Source organism: uncultured Psychrobacter sp. (genome assembly GCF_947488565.1).
GTDB lineage: Bacteria > Pseudomonadota > Gammaproteobacteria > Pseudomonadales > Moraxellaceae > Psychrobacter > Psychrobacter saeujeotis.
In genome coordinates this window covers 980,143-997,169 of record NZ_CANKZC010000001.1, presented here as the reverse complement: position 1 = coordinate 997,169, position 17,027 = coordinate 980,143, and the positions used below count along the sequence as shown (strand labels likewise).

General features: G+C 42.6%; 16 protein-coding genes. 9 read left to right on the top strand and 7 right to left on the bottom strand.

Translation table 11 applies throughout. The features are described from left to right. Positions 1-102: 102 nt before the first annotated feature. A complete protein-coding gene (locus tag Q0890_RS04075; RefSeq protein ID WP_299217882.1) occupies positions 103-1,008 on the top strand; it encodes a hypothetical protein in 906 nt (301 codons plus the stop codon). Positions 1,009-1,158: 150 nt separating this feature from the next. Here Q0890_RS04075 and hemJ read toward each other — a convergent pair whose 3' ends face one another. The 6 genes from hemJ to serB all read right to left on the bottom strand — a co-directional run bounded on the left by hemJ (position 1,159) and on the right by serB (position 6,817). Beyond that, a complete protein-coding gene (hemJ, locus tag Q0890_RS04070; protein ID WP_299217880.1) occupies positions 1,159-1,593 on the bottom strand; it encodes a protoporphyrinogen oxidase HemJ in 435 nt (144 codons plus the stop codon). Positions 1,594-1,701: 108 nt separating this feature from the next. After that, a complete protein-coding gene (bioB, locus tag Q0890_RS04065) occupies positions 1,702-2,856 on the bottom strand; it encodes a biotin synthase BioB (protein WP_299217878.1) in 1,155 nt (384 codons plus the stop codon). Between the two features lie 215 nt (positions 2,857-3,071). Next, positions 3,072-3,578, bottom strand: a complete 507-nt coding sequence (locus Q0890_RS04060; protein WP_299217876.1) for an SCP2 sterol-binding domain-containing protein — start codon at positions 3,576-3,578, stop codon at positions 3,072-3,074. Between the two features lie 329 nt (positions 3,579-3,907). Beyond that, positions 3,908-4,297, bottom strand: coding sequence for an AciT family ciprofloxacin tolerance protein (aciT, locus tag Q0890_RS04055; RefSeq protein ID WP_299217874.1), 390 nt, complete (start codon positions 4,295-4,297; stop codon positions 3,908-3,910). 219 nt (positions 4,298-4,516) lie between these two features. Then, positions 4,517-5,557 (bottom strand): DUF368 domain-containing protein, encoded by a 1,041-nt coding sequence (locus Q0890_RS04050; protein ID WP_299217872.1) that lies wholly within the window; start codon positions 5,555-5,557, stop codon positions 4,517-4,519. Positions 5,558-5,599: 42 nt separating this feature from the next. Next, the gene (gene serB, locus Q0890_RS04045) at positions 5,600-6,817 is read right to left on the bottom strand and encodes a phosphoserine phosphatase SerB (protein ID WP_299217871.1); all 1,218 of its coding nucleotides are present in this window, start codon (positions 6,815-6,817) and stop codon (positions 5,600-5,602) included. Between the two features lie 347 nt (positions 6,818-7,164). Here serB and Q0890_RS04040 point away from each other — a divergent pair, with 347 nt between their 5' ends. The 5 genes from Q0890_RS04040 (at position 7,165) to Q0890_RS04020 (ending at position 10,960) form a co-directional block, all read left to right on the top strand. Then, a complete protein-coding gene (locus Q0890_RS04040; RefSeq protein ID WP_299217870.1) occupies positions 7,165-8,679 on the top strand; it encodes a hypothetical protein in 1,515 nt (504 codons plus the stop codon). 177 nt (positions 8,680-8,856) lie between these two features. Then, on the top strand, positions 8,857-9,099 hold the full coding sequence (locus tag Q0890_RS04035; protein WP_299217869.1) for a PA3496 family putative envelope integrity protein: 243 nt from the start codon (positions 8,857-8,859) through the stop codon (positions 9,097-9,099). A gap of 287 nt (positions 9,100-9,386) precedes the next feature. After that, entirely contained in the window at positions 9,387-9,944 is a 558-nt protein-coding gene (locus tag Q0890_RS04030; RefSeq protein ID WP_299217867.1) for a UPF0149 family protein, read from the top strand. Between the two features lie 34 nt (positions 9,945-9,978). Next, positions 9,979-10,416: a YbjQ family protein gene (locus tag Q0890_RS04025; protein ID WP_345832190.1), complete on the top strand. Its 438-nt coding sequence runs from the start codon at positions 9,979-9,981 to the stop codon at positions 10,414-10,416. 64 nt (positions 10,417-10,480) lie between these two features. After that, positions 10,481-10,960 carry a YbjQ family protein gene (locus Q0890_RS04020; protein ID WP_299217864.1) on the top strand — a complete coding sequence of 160 codons (480 nt, stop codon included), beginning with the start codon at positions 10,481-10,483 and terminating at the stop codon, positions 10,958-10,960. Here Q0890_RS04020 and Q0890_RS04015 read toward each other — a convergent pair. Then, positions 10,957-12,060, bottom strand: a complete 1,104-nt coding sequence (locus tag Q0890_RS04015) for a formate/nitrite transporter family protein (RefSeq protein WP_299217862.1) — start codon at positions 12,058-12,060, stop codon at positions 10,957-10,959. The genes Q0890_RS04020 and Q0890_RS04015 overlap by 4 nt on opposite strands. 287 nt (positions 12,061-12,347) lie before the next feature. On the opposite strand from Q0890_RS04015, the gene Q0890_RS04010 reads away from it, so the two are divergent. From Q0890_RS04010 to Q0890_RS04000, 3 genes are all read left to right on the top strand, one after another. Further along, positions 12,348-15,305 carry a valine--tRNA ligase gene (locus Q0890_RS04010; protein WP_299217861.1) on the top strand — a complete coding sequence of 986 codons (2,958 nt, stop codon included), beginning with the start codon at positions 12,348-12,350 and terminating at the stop codon, positions 15,303-15,305. Positions 15,306-15,442: 137 nt separating this feature from the next. Next, the gene (locus Q0890_RS04005) at positions 15,443-16,426 is read left to right on the top strand and encodes a hypothetical protein (RefSeq protein ID WP_299217859.1); all 984 of its coding nucleotides are present in this window, start codon (positions 15,443-15,445) and stop codon (positions 16,424-16,426) included. A 139-nt stretch (positions 16,427-16,565) separates the two neighbouring features. Then, the gene (locus Q0890_RS04000) at positions 16,566-16,697 is read left to right on the top strand and encodes a hypothetical protein (RefSeq protein WP_299217857.1); all 132 of its coding nucleotides are present in this window, start codon (positions 16,566-16,568) and stop codon (positions 16,695-16,697) included. The last annotated feature ends 330 nt before the right edge of the window (positions 16,698-17,027 follow it).

Sequence of the window (17,027 nt, the reverse complement as noted above, 5' to 3'; positions counted from 1 at the left end):
GTTGAATAAAGCTTGCAGCCTCTTACCTAAATGGTTTATAACTAAAAACTAAGGCGTGTCGAATATTCATCAACACTATTGCTGTCTTAAAAGGAGCTGGTCATGCTGCTATCGTCGGTTATTACCTCAGATAAAACAAATTCATATAAAGATAAAATGTCATTGTATAAAGCATCGTGGTATCAAGTGTCGTCTACTCAAGCCAGCACGGTTAAAAAGTTTCCTGTAGGGCCTTTTTTCATAAAAAGAACCTCTATTAGCGCATTGTTGTTACTGTTGAGTAGTACAAGTTACGTGTATGCCGATAGTATGAGCGATCTTATCGCACAAAAGACAGCTCAACCTAATCTGGCAGTACCGCGTGCTAAAATAAATACACGCTCGACCATCCAGCGTACCCGTACCAACTATTCAACCGTTAACAACACGAGTCGCTTTAATGCTCAGCTGACACCCAATACGCATGCCTACAATCAGCTGCCGCAAAATACATCCGAATCAAAGTCATTTTATCGCTATCCGAAAATTCAGCGGCAAGCGCCGGCTGTCTTGCCTGCATTTTTATCAGGCAATTACGATAATATTGACAGTGAATATTTGCCCCTATTGAGCAGTGCTGAAAATCAGAGCAGTACGGCTGCACGAGAGGTGATTAGTACGGCACGCAAGATGGCACTGAACGAGCGTGCTATTATTCAAGGCGGCTGCTGGGATTATCTAAATGAGGTATTTAAGCGAGCAGGGGTCACCCGTGACACGGTACATAAAGGCGCTTATGGACAAGGCCCTTATGCCAATAGTAATGAGATTGAGATTGGTGATTGGCTTTATTATATCAATCATGGCTACAACGGGGTCGAACATAGCGGGCTGTTTGTCGGCTGGGTCGATGAAGCGGCCAAGCAAGCGCTGATACTCAGTTATGCTGGGGAAAATCGCCGCGAGCCTGCGCGCTACCGTGTTTATGATTTGAGCAATGTATATCAAATCATGCGCCCAATTATCTAAGTAGCCCAACTATCTAAGTAGTACATGCAATAACTTTCAAACACTATATCTTTCAAATATTAAAAAACGCCCGTGACTGATAGAGGTTACGGACGTTTTTTAGTATTTAATAAAAAGTGCTGTTCATTTGACTAAAATTTATAAATAAGCCTAGAACGGTTTGACGACCACTAAGATGACGATGATGACCAAGGCAAAGACTGGTATCTCGTTAAACCAGCGCCAAAATTTATGGGTTTTGTAGTGGGGGTTACCAATCAGTTTTTTTCGATAAAAACCACATGCGCCGTGGTAGGCTGACAATAAAATCACCAAAAAAATCTTCACATGTAGCCAGCCTTGGGTTTTATATACTTCCCAGCCAAGCGCTACCATCCATAGACCCAAAATCCACGTCGCTATCATTGATGGGGTCATGATACCGCGATATAGCTTACGCTCCATCACAATAAAACGCTCTTGACTGATTAAATCATCACTCATGGCATGATAGACAAAAAGCCTTGGCAGATAAAAAATCGCTGCAAACCAGCAGACCATTGCAATAATATGTGCCGCTTTAATCCAATTAAAATAATCTGGCATAGTTTTTCTCTTGTTCTCTCGTCAATACTTTTATACGTCATATATAAACGCGGGCAAGCTTAACGCAGATTAATGGGTAATGGTAGCAGCACATCGTAAAGACAATTGCTATTCTGCCAGTACCACTTGCGATTGATGCCCACTCATCGCATCCATAACAGGCACTTGCTTGGGCGCTCTTGGTGCTGCAATTTGTGCAGTCAAGCCAAGCTCTCGCATAAGCCTATTATCATTAGACTGGCTAGCATTGCCTGTCGTTAATAGCTTATCACCATAAAAGAATGAGTTGGCACCTGCCATAAAGGCCAAAGCCTGCTCAGCATCGGATAGGCTTTCGCGTCCAGCAGATAGACGTACATAGCTGCTCGGACAGCAGATACGTGTTACCGCAATCGTGCGAATCCATTCCAGCACCGATAGCTCACCCTCTGCCAATACTTTATCACCGATTGGAGTGCCTGCGATCGGGACGAGCAAGTTAACAGGAATAGATTCGGGTGCTTTGGGCATTTTAAGTAACTCATGTACCCAGTCTATGCGGTCATCACGGCTCTCACCCATACCCACAATATTGCCGCTACAGACATTGATACCCGAGTCGCGTACGTGCGTTAGTGTATCGAGCCGCTCATCATAGCTACGCGTACTGACCACTTCTTCGTAGTAACGGCGCGAGGTGTCTAAATTGTGATTATAATAATCCAATCCTGCCTCAGCCAATCGTGTCGCCTGATCAGGGTTTAGCATACCAAGCGTCATACAAGTCTCAAGGCCCAAGCTTTTGACTTCTTTGACCAACTCGACCACATAAGGCATGTCTTTGACACTCGGATGCTTCCATGCAGCGCCCATACAGAACCGCGATGAGCCACTGGCTTTAGCGCGTTTGGCCGCTGCAATCACCTTATCAACTTCTAAGCGTTTTTCTGCTTGAAGTTTGGTTTTATCACGATGGTGACCTGACTGCGAACAATAGCCACAATCTTCAGGACAGTTGCCTGTTTTGATTGATAATAAGGTGCTAATTTGTACTTCATTGGCCTCGAAGTTTTGACGGTGGATGGTTTGTGCTTGTAATAATAGATCCATCAGGGGTAGATCAAACAGCTGCGCAATGTGTTCACGACTGTATTTGACTGCCGAGGTATTTGTTGCTGTGGTTGCGCTGTCCGCCGACAGTAAGCTGGATGTGGAATGCGAGTCAATGTTAGTATTATTATTGGTTTGATGGTTAGGTTCTTGGATAGAAAGCAGTCCTGCCATGGGTTAAGTCCTTTCAAGATAAGATGAGACAAAATCAGATAAGCTAGAATAGTCATCTGATAATAAGACAATAAAAAAGGTTGCGATAACCGTAGTATACCGCAACCTTTTCATAAAATCAGAACGCTATTAACAACATTAACAGATAGCGCTTAAAGACAGGCTAATGGCCGTAACCTTGTAAATACAGACTGTCTTTTTAACGGTACCATGTATTATTTACCGACTTTGTGCTTAGCGACACCAATCCAATGATTGGCAAATTGCTGCGCTTTATAAGCATAAGGTTTTGCTTTTTGAATGTAAGGTTTATAGTCTTCTGGAATAGTAGGTACGATATGTTTGGCAAGCTTATTGAACCACATCATTAAGCTGTAATCACCTTCTATACTTAAATTACCTTCTTGAACTGCTGTCATAAAGGCGGGCAGATTGCCTTTAGATAACAGCTTAACCCCGGTCATTGAGTCTTTAAAGTTAATCGTCAAATCTGGCGCGTCAGCATGACCACTACGCTGACTAAACGTCCCATTATCAAAGTCAAAATGACGCGCAACGTTTGCTTCCACACTAGCGATTTCGATGGTAACTTTACGGTCAGCCAAAAGCTTTTTGATATCTTCATCATCACTGTCAGCAAGCATAGACAAGCGATAGCCAACCACAGCCAACATCACGTCTAAAGGGTCAGATTTGATATCTAATACAGGAATAGTAAACATAGTCAGTCTCCTAAAATAAGTATAACAATAAGTGTAAAAAATGTAGGATTACAATAAAAGTAACTTTATAAAGTAGCTTTATATTGGTTTGTACTACAATTTGTAGGTAGAGTATAAACTATCTTCTACCCTTAATACTTTAGTAGTTGCGTAGAAGGCATTAGATATCGTGTAACAATACCTTGAATCAAAAGTAACTTTATTAATGAACAAGTTGGTACATACCATATTGACAGACAAAGTTGCTTATATTAAAAACAGTCGCGCTAAAAAATGCGCCTATATTGGGCGCAATGATTAAAATAAGTCATATATCTCAAAAGGCACTACTAAAAACGCGGCTGATAGTGATCATCATAGATCGGCGTATGTTCAACGTAGCGTGCAGCAGCTCGTTCACGCTCTTGCTGCACGGTACGGCTCACATCATCATAACGTAGCGCGCGATATAACACCCAACCAGCTAGTGGCAGCCAACTGATACCAAATGCTGCAACATAACTATGCCAATCAGATAAGCCAAAACCACTCATCAACGCGCTATGTAACATCTCAACACTTAGCCAATATATCATACCACCGAGCACATACCATAATAGCCAACGCTGCGAAGTTAAAGCAATCGCTATAATAAAGCTTGCCAATAGACCATAGCCAAGTAGCGCACTACCGTCTAACGTATCTATACCAGCAACCGAAAATATAGTCAAAAACATCATTCATCTCGCTATTCATAAGGTGAATTTCAATAAGACTATTATGCTGGTTTACCGTAAAAAGCTGAATGGGGTAGAGGCGACTTTACGACAACGGTTGTCGTCTGATTTATGGTGGCTGTTTTATAGACTAAGAAGGTTTAATATAAAAAGTAAGCGCCTTATGATTAGGCGCTTACAGTAAAGTATTATAAAAAATCAAGCCATATTAAATGGTTGGGATTATTGCTTAATCGGTTGTACGCGCTTGGTACGATTGCCCCACCACGACAGTGCTGATACCAATATTGCCCCAAGTAACATCAGTCCTAATGTCGTCAGCCAGTGTGCGCCCGCAGGATATTGCCACGGGGCAACGTTATTGATCGCCTCATTATTTAAAGTACCTAAAGCATCTACTTTCCATGGCCACACCTTGACCAGTGAACCAGCAATAAAGCCGGTAAGCAGGGCTAATGTTCCTTGATAATATCGCGACAATAACCATTTAAGCACACGCGTGAAGATGAGTAGCCCAGTGGCCATTCCTGCCATTAAGGTGATAATAACCGTCAGATTAAACGTATGGACGGCTTCCAATACCGTATCGTAAGCGCCCATCAGCAACAAGATAAATGACCCTGAAATACCAGGAAGTATCATCGCACAAATGGCAATTGCACCTGCAAGGAATAGATACGGTAAGCTTGGTGCCGTAGCGAGCAGGGGTAAGTTACTGATCACAACCGCTGTCACAATACCAATGACAAATAACCCCGCCCGTGCCGCATTCCACCGTTTTATTTCACTCAATAAAATAACGACGGTCGCAATTACTAAACCAAAGAAGAACGACCAGATAAGCAGAGGCTGATTGTCCAGTAAATGCTTGATTAGACCTGCTAAAGTGGCAAAGCTTGTGGCAATACCTAATAGCAAAAATAGCAAAAATGTCGCATCGACTTGTCGCCAGACGGCAAGTAAACCTTTGATACCGCCATGCTGACGAAATACTTGCCAAAGGCTTGGGCCAATACTACCCAGCGCATTAATTAGGCGCTCATAGATACCTGCAATCAGAGCGATAGTACCGCCCGATACACCAGGTACGATATCAGCTGCGCCCATTGCCATACCTTTAATGTAGACCGCCGCCAACTGCTTTGGATTGTCTGCACCGGATAGGTTGGCAGATGAGGTGACTGACAGATCTGATGATGGCGCTGCATCAGTCTTCGCGCTTGATGACGGCGTGTCTGGCCGCGGAGTTTGTGATGCCGTCATGGACATTCCTTTCTAAAAATAAAAATAAGTGTTGATCGGCTACTAGTTTGAGAGGAGTGCAGGATACCCAAGTGCATAGAGTACGCCTTCAAGACCTGTGACGTTTACCGCTGCATCAGCACGGGCTTGGACAATAGGTTTTGCATGATAAGCAACACCCAAATCGGCATTGGCCATCATGGGTAAGTCGTTTGCGCCATCACCAACGCAGACCACTTGTGACATCTCTATGCCCATACGCTCAGCAATATGCGCAACAATAGACGCTTTTTTGGCACCATTGATGATAGGCATCTGCACATGCCCCGTCACTTCGCCTTCTTCAATATCTAAGTTATTGGCATGGACTTCGTCAATCCCTAATTGTTCAGCGACATAACGGGCAAAATAAGTAAAACCACCAGAGAGCAGTACCGTGTGGTAGCCCAGTGCTTTAAAAGCACTGATAGTGGTACGAGCACCTGTCGATAAAGTCAGCCGCGCACAAATATCATCCAATACTGTAGTAGAGATGCCTTCTAGTAATGAGACGCGCTGCACAAAGGATTCATCAAAATCAATTTCACCACGCATAGCGGCTTCTGTGATGGTTTCTACTTGCTCACCAATACCAGCAGTCTTTGCCAGCTCAACAATGACTTCTTGTTCGATCAAGGTTGAGTCCATATCAAAGCAGATAAGCTTATGCGTACGTAGCATATGACCAATAGATAAGATGTGGCAGTCGACTACATTCATGCTGTCAATGCCCAGATTTTGGACACCACTATCCTCTTTTGCTAGATAGTTCTCTGCCAAGTCGTGACGCAAACGAGTCGTCAGCTGATCATCAATGATGTGAGCGGCGGCTGTTTTTTTGCCAGGATGCATGAGCGTATCAGTGACAGGAACCAATAAATAACGAAATACTTGAGCGGGAACAAACGGCTGTTTGGTATCATCGTCGATGCCAAAGACAGAATCAGTGTCAGCAGCAGCTTTAGAAATAGTAATATCTACAAAGCTTGCCTCCGTATCTTCTGCCACTGTTACCAAATGCCAGCTTGGCTGCTCATCGACCCAAGACTGTACATATTGATGAATATCAAGTGCGTGTATATGTGCAGGCAGTACGACAATAAGGGCAAATACAGGGAGAGATTGGAGCGTATCGAAGTCTAGCAGATTGGTATCGTCAGGCAATAGTGACGCGACAGAATCTACAGCTTGTTGCCATGCTTTGCTGTCTTTTGGTAACGAGTAAGGCGTATTTTTTGGCATGTCTCAATTGTCCCTTGTGTGCGCAGTTAAGATTAGGAATAATAACAGTTTTACCGTGTATCGCCTATACATGACGCACAAAGTATAACAGTTGAATAATAATGCCATTATCTTGAGTATATTGACCGAATGTCATAAATGATTAAATGTATACTGATAGATAAACCTATGATGACCATTATGGTGATATTATAGACAATACCAGTTGGTCGACTGCTTGTATGATAGTCGGTAGTGCGATTAAATAAGACTCGTTTGAGTTAAAATGATTAGTAGCATACTTTTCCAAAAAATGAGCAACAGTCTCGTTTTTTTAACTTCTTCCATTCAAAAAAGTTTAACATATCATGACGTATTTAGCGCCGCGGCAAGGGTTGTTTGCCATTATCATTCTAGTCAGTTTTTGTTTGCAGACTTTACTGCTGGTCATCAGCACCGATCAGCAGCTGACGACCAGTCGTGAGCAAAAGGGTGAGCAAATGGTCGCCCAGCTGATCGATGAGGCGCGTTTGTCTTTAGAAAACGAAGACCGCGTAAGCTTAAGTGTCATCGCCAATCGCTATACTAGCGAGCAGGACGTGGCGCGCATCGTTATTAAAGACAGCAATGATGAGATTTTAGTGCCAGTCGGCAATGCTCCGATGCAGCAAGGCGATACCATCAGCCAGATGGCAACCAAAGGTGATGCCGTTATTGGTAGTGTCGCGTTGACCCTAAAAGACATCAGTAAGGGTGAGATTATCGCGATGCAATGGCCATTTGTCATCGGCTCGCTGGTATTGCATCTTTTCTTGTGGCTGCTGTATGGTTATGTGGCTCGTCCAACCAAAGAGCAAATCAATGCATTGAGCCGAGATATTCAAGATTTGCACCGCGAACAATATATTCAATCTGGTCAATTGAGCTATGGGCGTGCGCCTAATGAAAATTATGCTGAAAAAAGAGATGCCATGGGCGATGAGATTCATCATACTGCTGATACAAGTAATCATGAGATGGGTAAAACTGGCAAAGTGAACACCGCTGGCATCCATAATGAGCTCAACGCGTATCTAAAGTCGCAGCAAGCCAATACCGCTGATCAGCAAACAAGCTCGAATACATCAACTGACGCCGCGCAAGGCGGACAGTCAAACAACGCTGACAGCACAGTTCAGCATACAGATGATATGCAGACTAGCGCAGGCGTCGACAGTAGTCACACTCATAAATTTACCAGCAGCTCATCAAAGCTGTCTGCGACACGCACTTTTGATACAGTCAGTGTGCAGATTATGTTTCACGATGAATACAATATGCTAGAGCGCCTTGCTCCTGAGATGAGAATGCCTTATTTGGCATTATGCACGCAGTTATTAAATCAAGCAATGACAGAGCTACTCAAGCAGCCACTACTGCTTGGCGTCAGTGCGGTGAATGAGCCACATTTTGATGAAAGTGGAGCATGTGCAATACTTAAAGCTGATAACAGTCATGCAAAAGCTGCTCTAGCTGGCGTTATGCTAGGGAAGCTGTATTTAATGCTCAATAAAATCATTCATGAAAAGCATATTGAGCTGTCAAGATTTGCGTTGCCAGCTAAAGTGGGTGTCAGTGACGAAGACCAAGCACAAGCAATGAGACAGCTACTCAATAGCGTTGGTAGAAAGGAACAAATGCTGATTCTATTACCCAATGCTGGACTCAAACAAATCGGTAGTCATGTTCAGGTACAAAGCTTAAAGCGTCCAACAACGGTATATGAGCGTGAATGTGCGGTCTTTGATGGTGGTAATGATGCCATGATACAACGGTTGGCGACTGTCCGTAATGCAGTGTTAATGTCAGGTGTCGAAGAAGAAGAGCAAAGCGTTACCAATTAGCTTTTAATAGACTACTGTTTATCAATAAAAGATAAATTAAACCAACTCGTAATCAAAGATGTTCCTTTATAATCAGCAATAGGCGTAAAAAGGATTGACAAGAGGCGAGCGAAACTTTATAAGGCATAAGTATATCGATGTGTTTTGAATTTATTGCCCAAATAATAGGAGTTTGTCATGAGTGATACTGATATCGATGATGATTTTGATGGCGAATTTGCCGATGACGATGATGCAAAGATGGTCGAAGAAGCAGAGACCAGTGTTCGCACTCGTCTAAGTAGCCTTGAAAAACGTCGTTTGATTGATAATTTATTAGAAGAAAAGCGTCTGGCCAAAGCACTAAAAGACGAGCTAGATGATCTAGGTGATGATGACGACGATGACTTTGATGATGATTGGGATGATGATGACCTTTAAGCATTTTTAGACCTTGGACTATAGATCAATCAATAAGCAGAAAGCAAAAATCATTAACGAGGCTACATAGTAAGCGTAACAATTTATCGACAGCTAACCGTGTTAAGCTGAACCTATTTTACTGACTGTTATGACTGTTATTCATAAAAGCCAATAGGGTCTTTAGTAGCACAGTCTTTTGCAAGTAGTGTGCTGATCAATCGTCAGGTCGATTATCCCTCATTAGAGATAATTCAATTTTTTATGTGCGTTGTCACTTCAATGACCGATTCAAGGATAAGTATTCCATGAGTAATCAATTAAGCTTTGATGAGCTGTTAGACTTTTTAGACAACCAAGAAAGCCAGTTTGTGCTCGACAGTGTCGCCACTCATGGTTTCTTGACTGCTACCGTAATAGGACGTCCACTACCAAACTGGATAGATGCGTTGTTTGAAGGACACGTCAGTGAAGTGCCAGATAACGTCGTCGATGGTATACGTCGCTGGCGCGACTCTATCATGGCTGAGCTAAAAAACGAGACACCTATCGAGCTGCCTTTTGGTGAAGATGCGGGCAATGAGGAAGTCGCCGTCGACTTTTCAGATGAGTCAGATATCGTGGCATGGTCGATTGGGTTTGTAGATGCCATGTATGGTGATGAAGCCAGTAATTGGTTTGAAGATGAAGATACAGCTGAGGATGTTGCCGTATTAACCCTACCTATGATCGTGCTAAGCGGTATCGATGATGAAGATCCCGAGCTTGCCGACATGCGCGCTGACCAAGACAAAATAATACAGATGGTAAACAGTATTGAAGGTAACTTAACCGAGTTGTTTTTATTGTTCCATACTAATGATTAATTTTATAAGTCACTGCTAAGGTAATACCATGGCTATGCAACTCTCCAATCTTGAGCACTTACCCAATTATCAAATCACTGAACGCTTAGATGTCGTTTATGGTAGTACGGTACGCTCAAAACATGTCGGCAAAGACTTGTTTGCTGGATTTAAAAATATCGTTGGCGGCGAGCTGACAGCTTATACTGAGCTGCTAGAAGAGTCACGTCAAGAAGCGATTGATCGTATGGTAGTCAAGGCAGAAGCCTTAGGCGCGGATGCGATCGTCGGTTTACGTTTTTCGACATCGAGTATTGCACAAGGAGCCTCAGAGTTGTTTGTCTATGGTACAGCTGTCAAAGCGATACGTATGCAACCGAATATGTCGTCTCAACCACCGCATTATCCTTCTAACGATTATCAGTCCAACGAATCATCAAGCACCGCGCAAACCCCAACTGATGAGTTACCACGTTTTAATCCTTTTGGTTAATGATAGTGAACCAACTGCAAAACTCTTGCAACTTCGCCTTTGCTTTTAAGATAAGAGACGTGCCATGAATGATTCTATGACTCAAATACTCATTAACTATGGGCCATTTGTTTTGTTATTTGTGGTCGGGTGGTTTTTTGGCATGCGTCATGAACGTCAGCATTTAGCGCAGTTGACAATAGCAGAAAAACAGCTGGCTCATATCATTGTCTCTAGTGAGCGTTTTTATCGCCCCAATCTGACAGCCAATAGTGAAGGGGAGCTGGTGCTCGGTAGTGTCGTTATTGCACAAGATTATTTTAAAATGGTCATCGCGCGGGTTTTAAGTTTGTTTGGTAAAAATCTCACCACTTATGAGACATTATTAGACCGCTCTCGCCGTGAGGCTTTAGTACGTATGCGTACGCAAGCACAAGCCAAAGGCTACAATCACATCTATGGCCTGCGCTTGGAGGTCAGTAATATTAACCAGCTGGGTAGTATGGTTGAAGCGATCGCCTATGGCACCGCGGTCATTAGCACTGACGATGCCAAAACACGTTAACGACGGCGTATCCCCATTCGAGCTAACCTGTTTTTTCTATCATTCCTTGCCTCTTGTTTTACTCTTTCAACTTCAAATAAGAACGTACGATTTTTTAGTACTGCCACAAACACCACGCCTCCAACGGTATTCCCTGCCAGTACCATAGCCAAAAACAACAAGTAACCTAAGATACTCACAGTTGTGCCGTACATAAGAGCGGCAAACACTTCAATATTACCAACGATACTATGATGCAGGCCCAAAAAGCCAATACTACCAGTGATGAGAGTGACCAGTACAATGCGACTGATCGTATCGCGCGCTGAGGTGACAAGCCATGCTGCAACGCCCATCATCCAGCCTGCCAATACAGCGCTACCAAAGATAACCCACCATTTAAACCCTAGTACATGCGCTGCATAAGCATCGATATCACTGACACTAAACAGATGCATATTCAAGCCGAGTCCTATCATCAAGGCGGCAAATATACAGCCGCCAACGATATTGCCAGTGATAACAATACCCCACAGACGCAGCAACTTGTGTAATGGCTCTATCTTATTTAACACAGGTAAGCTAAGCAGTGAGGTTTGCTCAGTGAACAACAACGACTGACCAATCACAACGATGATAAAACCTATCGGATATAGCAATGAAGATAGCACCATTGCATATTGATTGGGCATCACCCCGCTAAGCAGTGAAAAAGCTGCTAAAATTATAAAAAAGCTAATGCCGATCTCAAGCCCAGCAGTAAAAGCACTGGTAAATAAAGAACCTAAAGAGCGATCAAACGTTTCTTTGGCATGGATGACCTGCTCAACCAAAATACTGGCGTAGCTCTTTGCTTGGCTTAAATTGTCATCGCTGGCGACTTTTTTGATGGTTTCTTTGTCTTCATCACTGATTTGTTCAGGGAAGTCTTCATCCTTAAGGTTTTCAGTGGCTTTTGTTTCGCTGTCTTGTTGCTCATTTTTTTGATGCTGACTGTCCTCAATATCACTGTTATTTTGCTCATCTGTATCATTGGTATCATCGGCATTGTTATCGGCTAAATGCGTATCGTTTGATGGGTCAGTCTGAGAATCGTCTTTACGCTCGGTATCTTGGGGCACAGTAAACTCGCTGATTATGGGATAATGATTTCGCTGCATGGACTAGTAGAAGGCAACGTCTGATATATAAGATGCGTTATATTCTATGGTATGACTATAGCCTATCATATTTAGCATTGCGCTGATTGCTGTTGTTAATGGTTTAATACGCTCACTCAAACCTGATAAATTTGCTCATCATCTAACAAAATCTTGCCATCTGCGTTAAAATCACTCTATTACTTATTTCGCCTATTTTTCGACATATTTTTTGGCCACATTCATTTTTAATAAAAGACAATCCTATTATGAGCAATCCTGAGAATCACACCAATACTAATACCAACCTGACCCAATCTATTCAAGCCGCCTTAAGCCAACTAGAAAACGCCTACAATCCCAAGGATGTCGAAGCGGGTATGTATCAAAGCTGGGAGAACAGCGGCTATTTTCAGCCGACTTTTGATAAAGACGAGTCGTTCTCTATCGCGCTGCCACCGCCAAACGTCACAGGCTCGCTGCATATGGGTCATGGGTTTAATAACGCGATTATGGATGCGCTCACACGTTTCCACCGCATGGATGGTGACAATACGCTGTGGCAACCAGGTACGGATCATGCCGGTATCGCCACCCAAATGGTCGTTGAACGTCGTTTGGAGGCGCAAGGACTCAAACGCCGTGATATGACGCGTGCAGACTTCGTCGATAAAGTGTGGGAATGGAAAGAAGAGTCTGGCGACAATATCACCAACCAAATCCGCCGTTTGGGCAGCTCAGTTGATTGGTCACGCGAGCGCTTTACTATGGATGACGGTCTGTCCAATGCGGTAAAAGAAGTGTTTGTACGTCTGTTCGATGATGGTCTTATTTATCGTGGTAAGCGTTTGGTGAACTGGGATCCGAAATTCCAAACCGCGCTATCTGATCTAGAAGTCGAAAACCATGATGAAAAAGGCAGCTTGTGGCATTTCCGCTATCATTTCACGGATACAGAGCTGACCACGCAAGATGGCAAAAACTATCTGGTGGTCGCGACCACGCGTCCTGAGACTTTGCTTGGTGATACCGCTGTCGCGGTCAATCCTAGTGATGAGCGTTATGCGCACTTAGTTGGCAAAACCATTACTTTGCCAATTACTGGTCGTGTCGTGCCTATCGTCGCCGATGATTATGTCGAGAGCGACTTTGGTACAGGCTGTGTCAAAATTACCCCAGCACATGACTTTAACGATTATGAGCTAGGCCGCCGTCATAGCTTGCCGCTGATTAATATCCTTGATGAGCGTGCCAATATTTTGCCAGCAATGGAAGTCTATCCTGATTTGCAGACGCGTGAGCCAACATTAGAGACCACGCCAAAGGATTATGCAGGACTTGAGCGTTTTGCCGCGCGTAAATTCCTTGTGGCGCAAGCAGGCGAGCAAGGCTGGCTAGAAGAGGTAGAAGACTATGCACTAAAAGCACCGCGCGCTGAGCGCGGCGGTACCATCGTTGAGCCGTGGTTGACCGATCAGTGGTATGTCGCGGTTAAAAAGCTGGCTGGCCCTGCGATTGACGCAGTAGAAGATGGCAGCATTGAGTTCGTCCCTGCACAGTATAAAAACATGTATATGGCGTGGATGACGGATCTACAAGACTGGTGCATCAGCCGTCAGCTCTGGTGGGGTCATCGTATCCCAGCATGGTATGACGATGCGACAGGTGAGATTTATGTGGCGCGCGATGAAAGCGAGGTGCGCACTAAGTACAACTTGAGCGATGATGTGAAACTGCGCCAAGACGATGATGTGCTTGATACGTGGTTTAGCTCAGGGTTATGGACCTTTAGTACGCTGGACTGGGCAGACCCGAATGCCGATCCGCGTGTGTTGGAGACTTTCCATCCAACTAGCGTACTCGTGACAGGTTTTGACATTATTTTCTTCTGGGTCGCACGCATGATCATGATGACCTTGCACTTTGTCAAAAACGAAGACGGCACGCCGCAAGTACCGTTTAAGACTGTCTATGTCCATGGTCTGGTGCGCGATGGTAATGGTCAAAAAATGTCCAAATCAAAAGGTAATGTCTTAGATCCGATTGACCTTATCGACGGTATTGATCTAGAAGCGCTGGTCGAAAAACGCACCAGCAATATGATGAACCCAAAAGACGCGGCCAAGATTGAGAAGCAAACGCGTAAAGAGTTCCCAGAAGGCATCCCAGCCTATGGTACCGATGCGCTGCGCTTTACCTTCACATCCTTGGCCAGTACTGGTCGCGATATCAACTTTGATCTAAAGCGTGTCGAGGGCTATCGTAACTTCTGTAATAAGATCTGGAACGCCAGCCGTTTTGTACTGATGAACTGTGTTGATAGCGAGGGCAGTGCCAAGCCTATCGACCAAACGGCAAACCCTGATGTTTGGGAATTACCAGAAAAATGGATCATGAGCCGCCTGAACTCTAGCATCAAAGATATCCATCAGCATTTTGCTCAGTATCGTCTCGATATGGTCAGCCAAGATATCTATGAGTTTATCTGGAACGAGTACTGTGATTGGTACGTGGAGCTTGCCAAAGCTAGCCTAAATGATGACTCGGTATCGGATGAACGCAAAGCGCAAATCCGCTACGTACTCTTGCATGTGCTCGAGACAGCGCTGCGCTTCACCCATCCAATCATGCCGTATCTGACCGAAGAGATTTGGCAGACCGTCGCGCCACTATTAAATCGTAAAAACACCGACAGTATCGTCATCGCTGACTACCCACAAACCGATAATGCACAAATCAGTAAGCAAGTTGAGTCTGATATGGCATGGCTACAAGAGCTCATCGCGAGCGTCCGTAACATCCGTGGTGAGATGAAACTGGGTAACGCGGTACGTCTGCCAGTGCTACTACAAAATATCTCTCATGATGAAGAAGCGCGTCTAGCCCGTATCAAAAACCAGTTTAAAGCGCTTGCCAAAGTCGAGAGCCTAGAGATCGTCAAAGAAGGCGATGAGGTGCCATTGTCGTCATCAAGTATGGTCGGGCAACTGCGCGTGCTTGTGCCGATGAAAGGACTGATTGATCCAACCGCTGAGCTAAAACGCCTTGATAAATCTTACGAGAAGCTGCAAAAGCAAGCGGACGGTATCTCGCGTAAGCTGGGTAATGAAGGCTTTGTGAGTAAAGCGCCTGTGGAAGTGGTCGAGGCTGAGAAGGTTAAGCTTGAAGAGTTAGAGGGGCAGCTTAAGACTATGGCGGGGCAGATGGAAGAGCTTAAGGCTTTGTAAATCAATGCGGTAACAAGTCTGATAGTGAAAAAAATGCCTCCATGATGGGGGCGTTTTTTTTAGTATAAATTAACTTTTGCTAATTTAGTTGACATCTGTATAGTATTATAAAAAATTTAAAAAATAGGGATGAGAAAATGGATGATAGAAAAATGAAATATTCTTCAGAGTTTGCGATAAGTTTCTCATCTGGAGCATGGACAATGATACCAGTTAAAAATATCGCATCTGAAAAAGATGTAGCTAATAATGGTTTCAAAGAAGTGATTGATGAATATTATATATATTTAATAACAAAACTACCAAAAATTTGGTTTGATGAGCTAGATTGCTCAGAAGATTTAAAAAAATCGGATATAAAAATTTCTTACAGAAAAAAAGGTATTGTACATAGTAATAGTATTAAAATCCCATTTACTCCTACTGAAGATACAAAGTATATAGAAATCTCTGAATATCCTCATGTAAATATTTATATGCTTAATAGCAATAGGGATAAGATAAGATATATTCCTATTAATGTACTTCCAATAGCTATCGGTAATGAAAACAATAATGATGATTTAAGGAATTTAGAAGTTTTATATATAGGAAAATCTTATTCTGAAACTAATAATAGAAATATTATTAGTCGCCTAAAAAGTCATTCTACGCTACAAAAAATACTGGCTGATATTTCTTGTGACGATCCAGATTATGAAGTATATGTGCTTACTATGAATTTTGATGATTATAATTTTATTTCTCAAGTTAATGGTATGAATGAAAACATCGAGATAGACAATAGGGATTTAAATATTGATAGGTTCAATAGTATATATGAAAGTGATATTTCCAAAGAGACTCAGGTTAGTATAGTAGAGGCTGCAATGATTAAATACTTTCAACCTAAGTATAATAAGATATATAAAGATAACTTTCCTAATAAGAGCTATAAAATTTTAGAAGATGTTTTTGCTCTTGATTTTACGGGAGTTATAGTGAATATTAACTCTGATAACTTGTATTGTCGTTTATTTTCCGAAGTCGTTGAACCTTCAGAGAATCATTCTTGCGTATTTAATTTGTCTAACGAAGATAAAAGACAAGGTTTTTTTGAAGCGTTTTATAATACGAAATAGATTACTTTGATTTGAATAGTCTACTGTCCGCTTAAGAGTTTATAAATTTAAACACTTTGACCTATGCTTGTAAATTAGTAAAAATTCTTTTTTATACGCTATTATTACTATAATTATCTGTATGAACGTAAGGAACACCATGAACCACCTCACCGTCGGACAACGCGTGCCTTTAAGCAATCTTGCTATTGACGATACCGCACCGATCACGCTCAAGTTCACTCGCCAAAGTCCAATCGAGATGGACATCAGCTATTTTGCACTAGCTTAAATAGTACAGGCGAACTGATTAATGATAAAATGTAGTTATATTATAATATAAAAAATATGTATCTATTTCTAGTGTTCTAAAAATACAGGGTTTTACTATGATGTACTTTATTATTCCTGATAGCCTATTTATTAATGTGTATTATATTGGACATTTTATATATTTAATTTCTTTCATGATAATTTCTTATTTATTTATCAAGTCTAGTAAGTTTTTAGAATTTACGGAAGTGGCAAGCAAGCAGTTCTATGAAAAAAACGATTCTTTAATGGGGATATTTTTTAAACATTTTTCTGGAGTGTTTCTTGTATGTGCATTTTTTACTCTTGT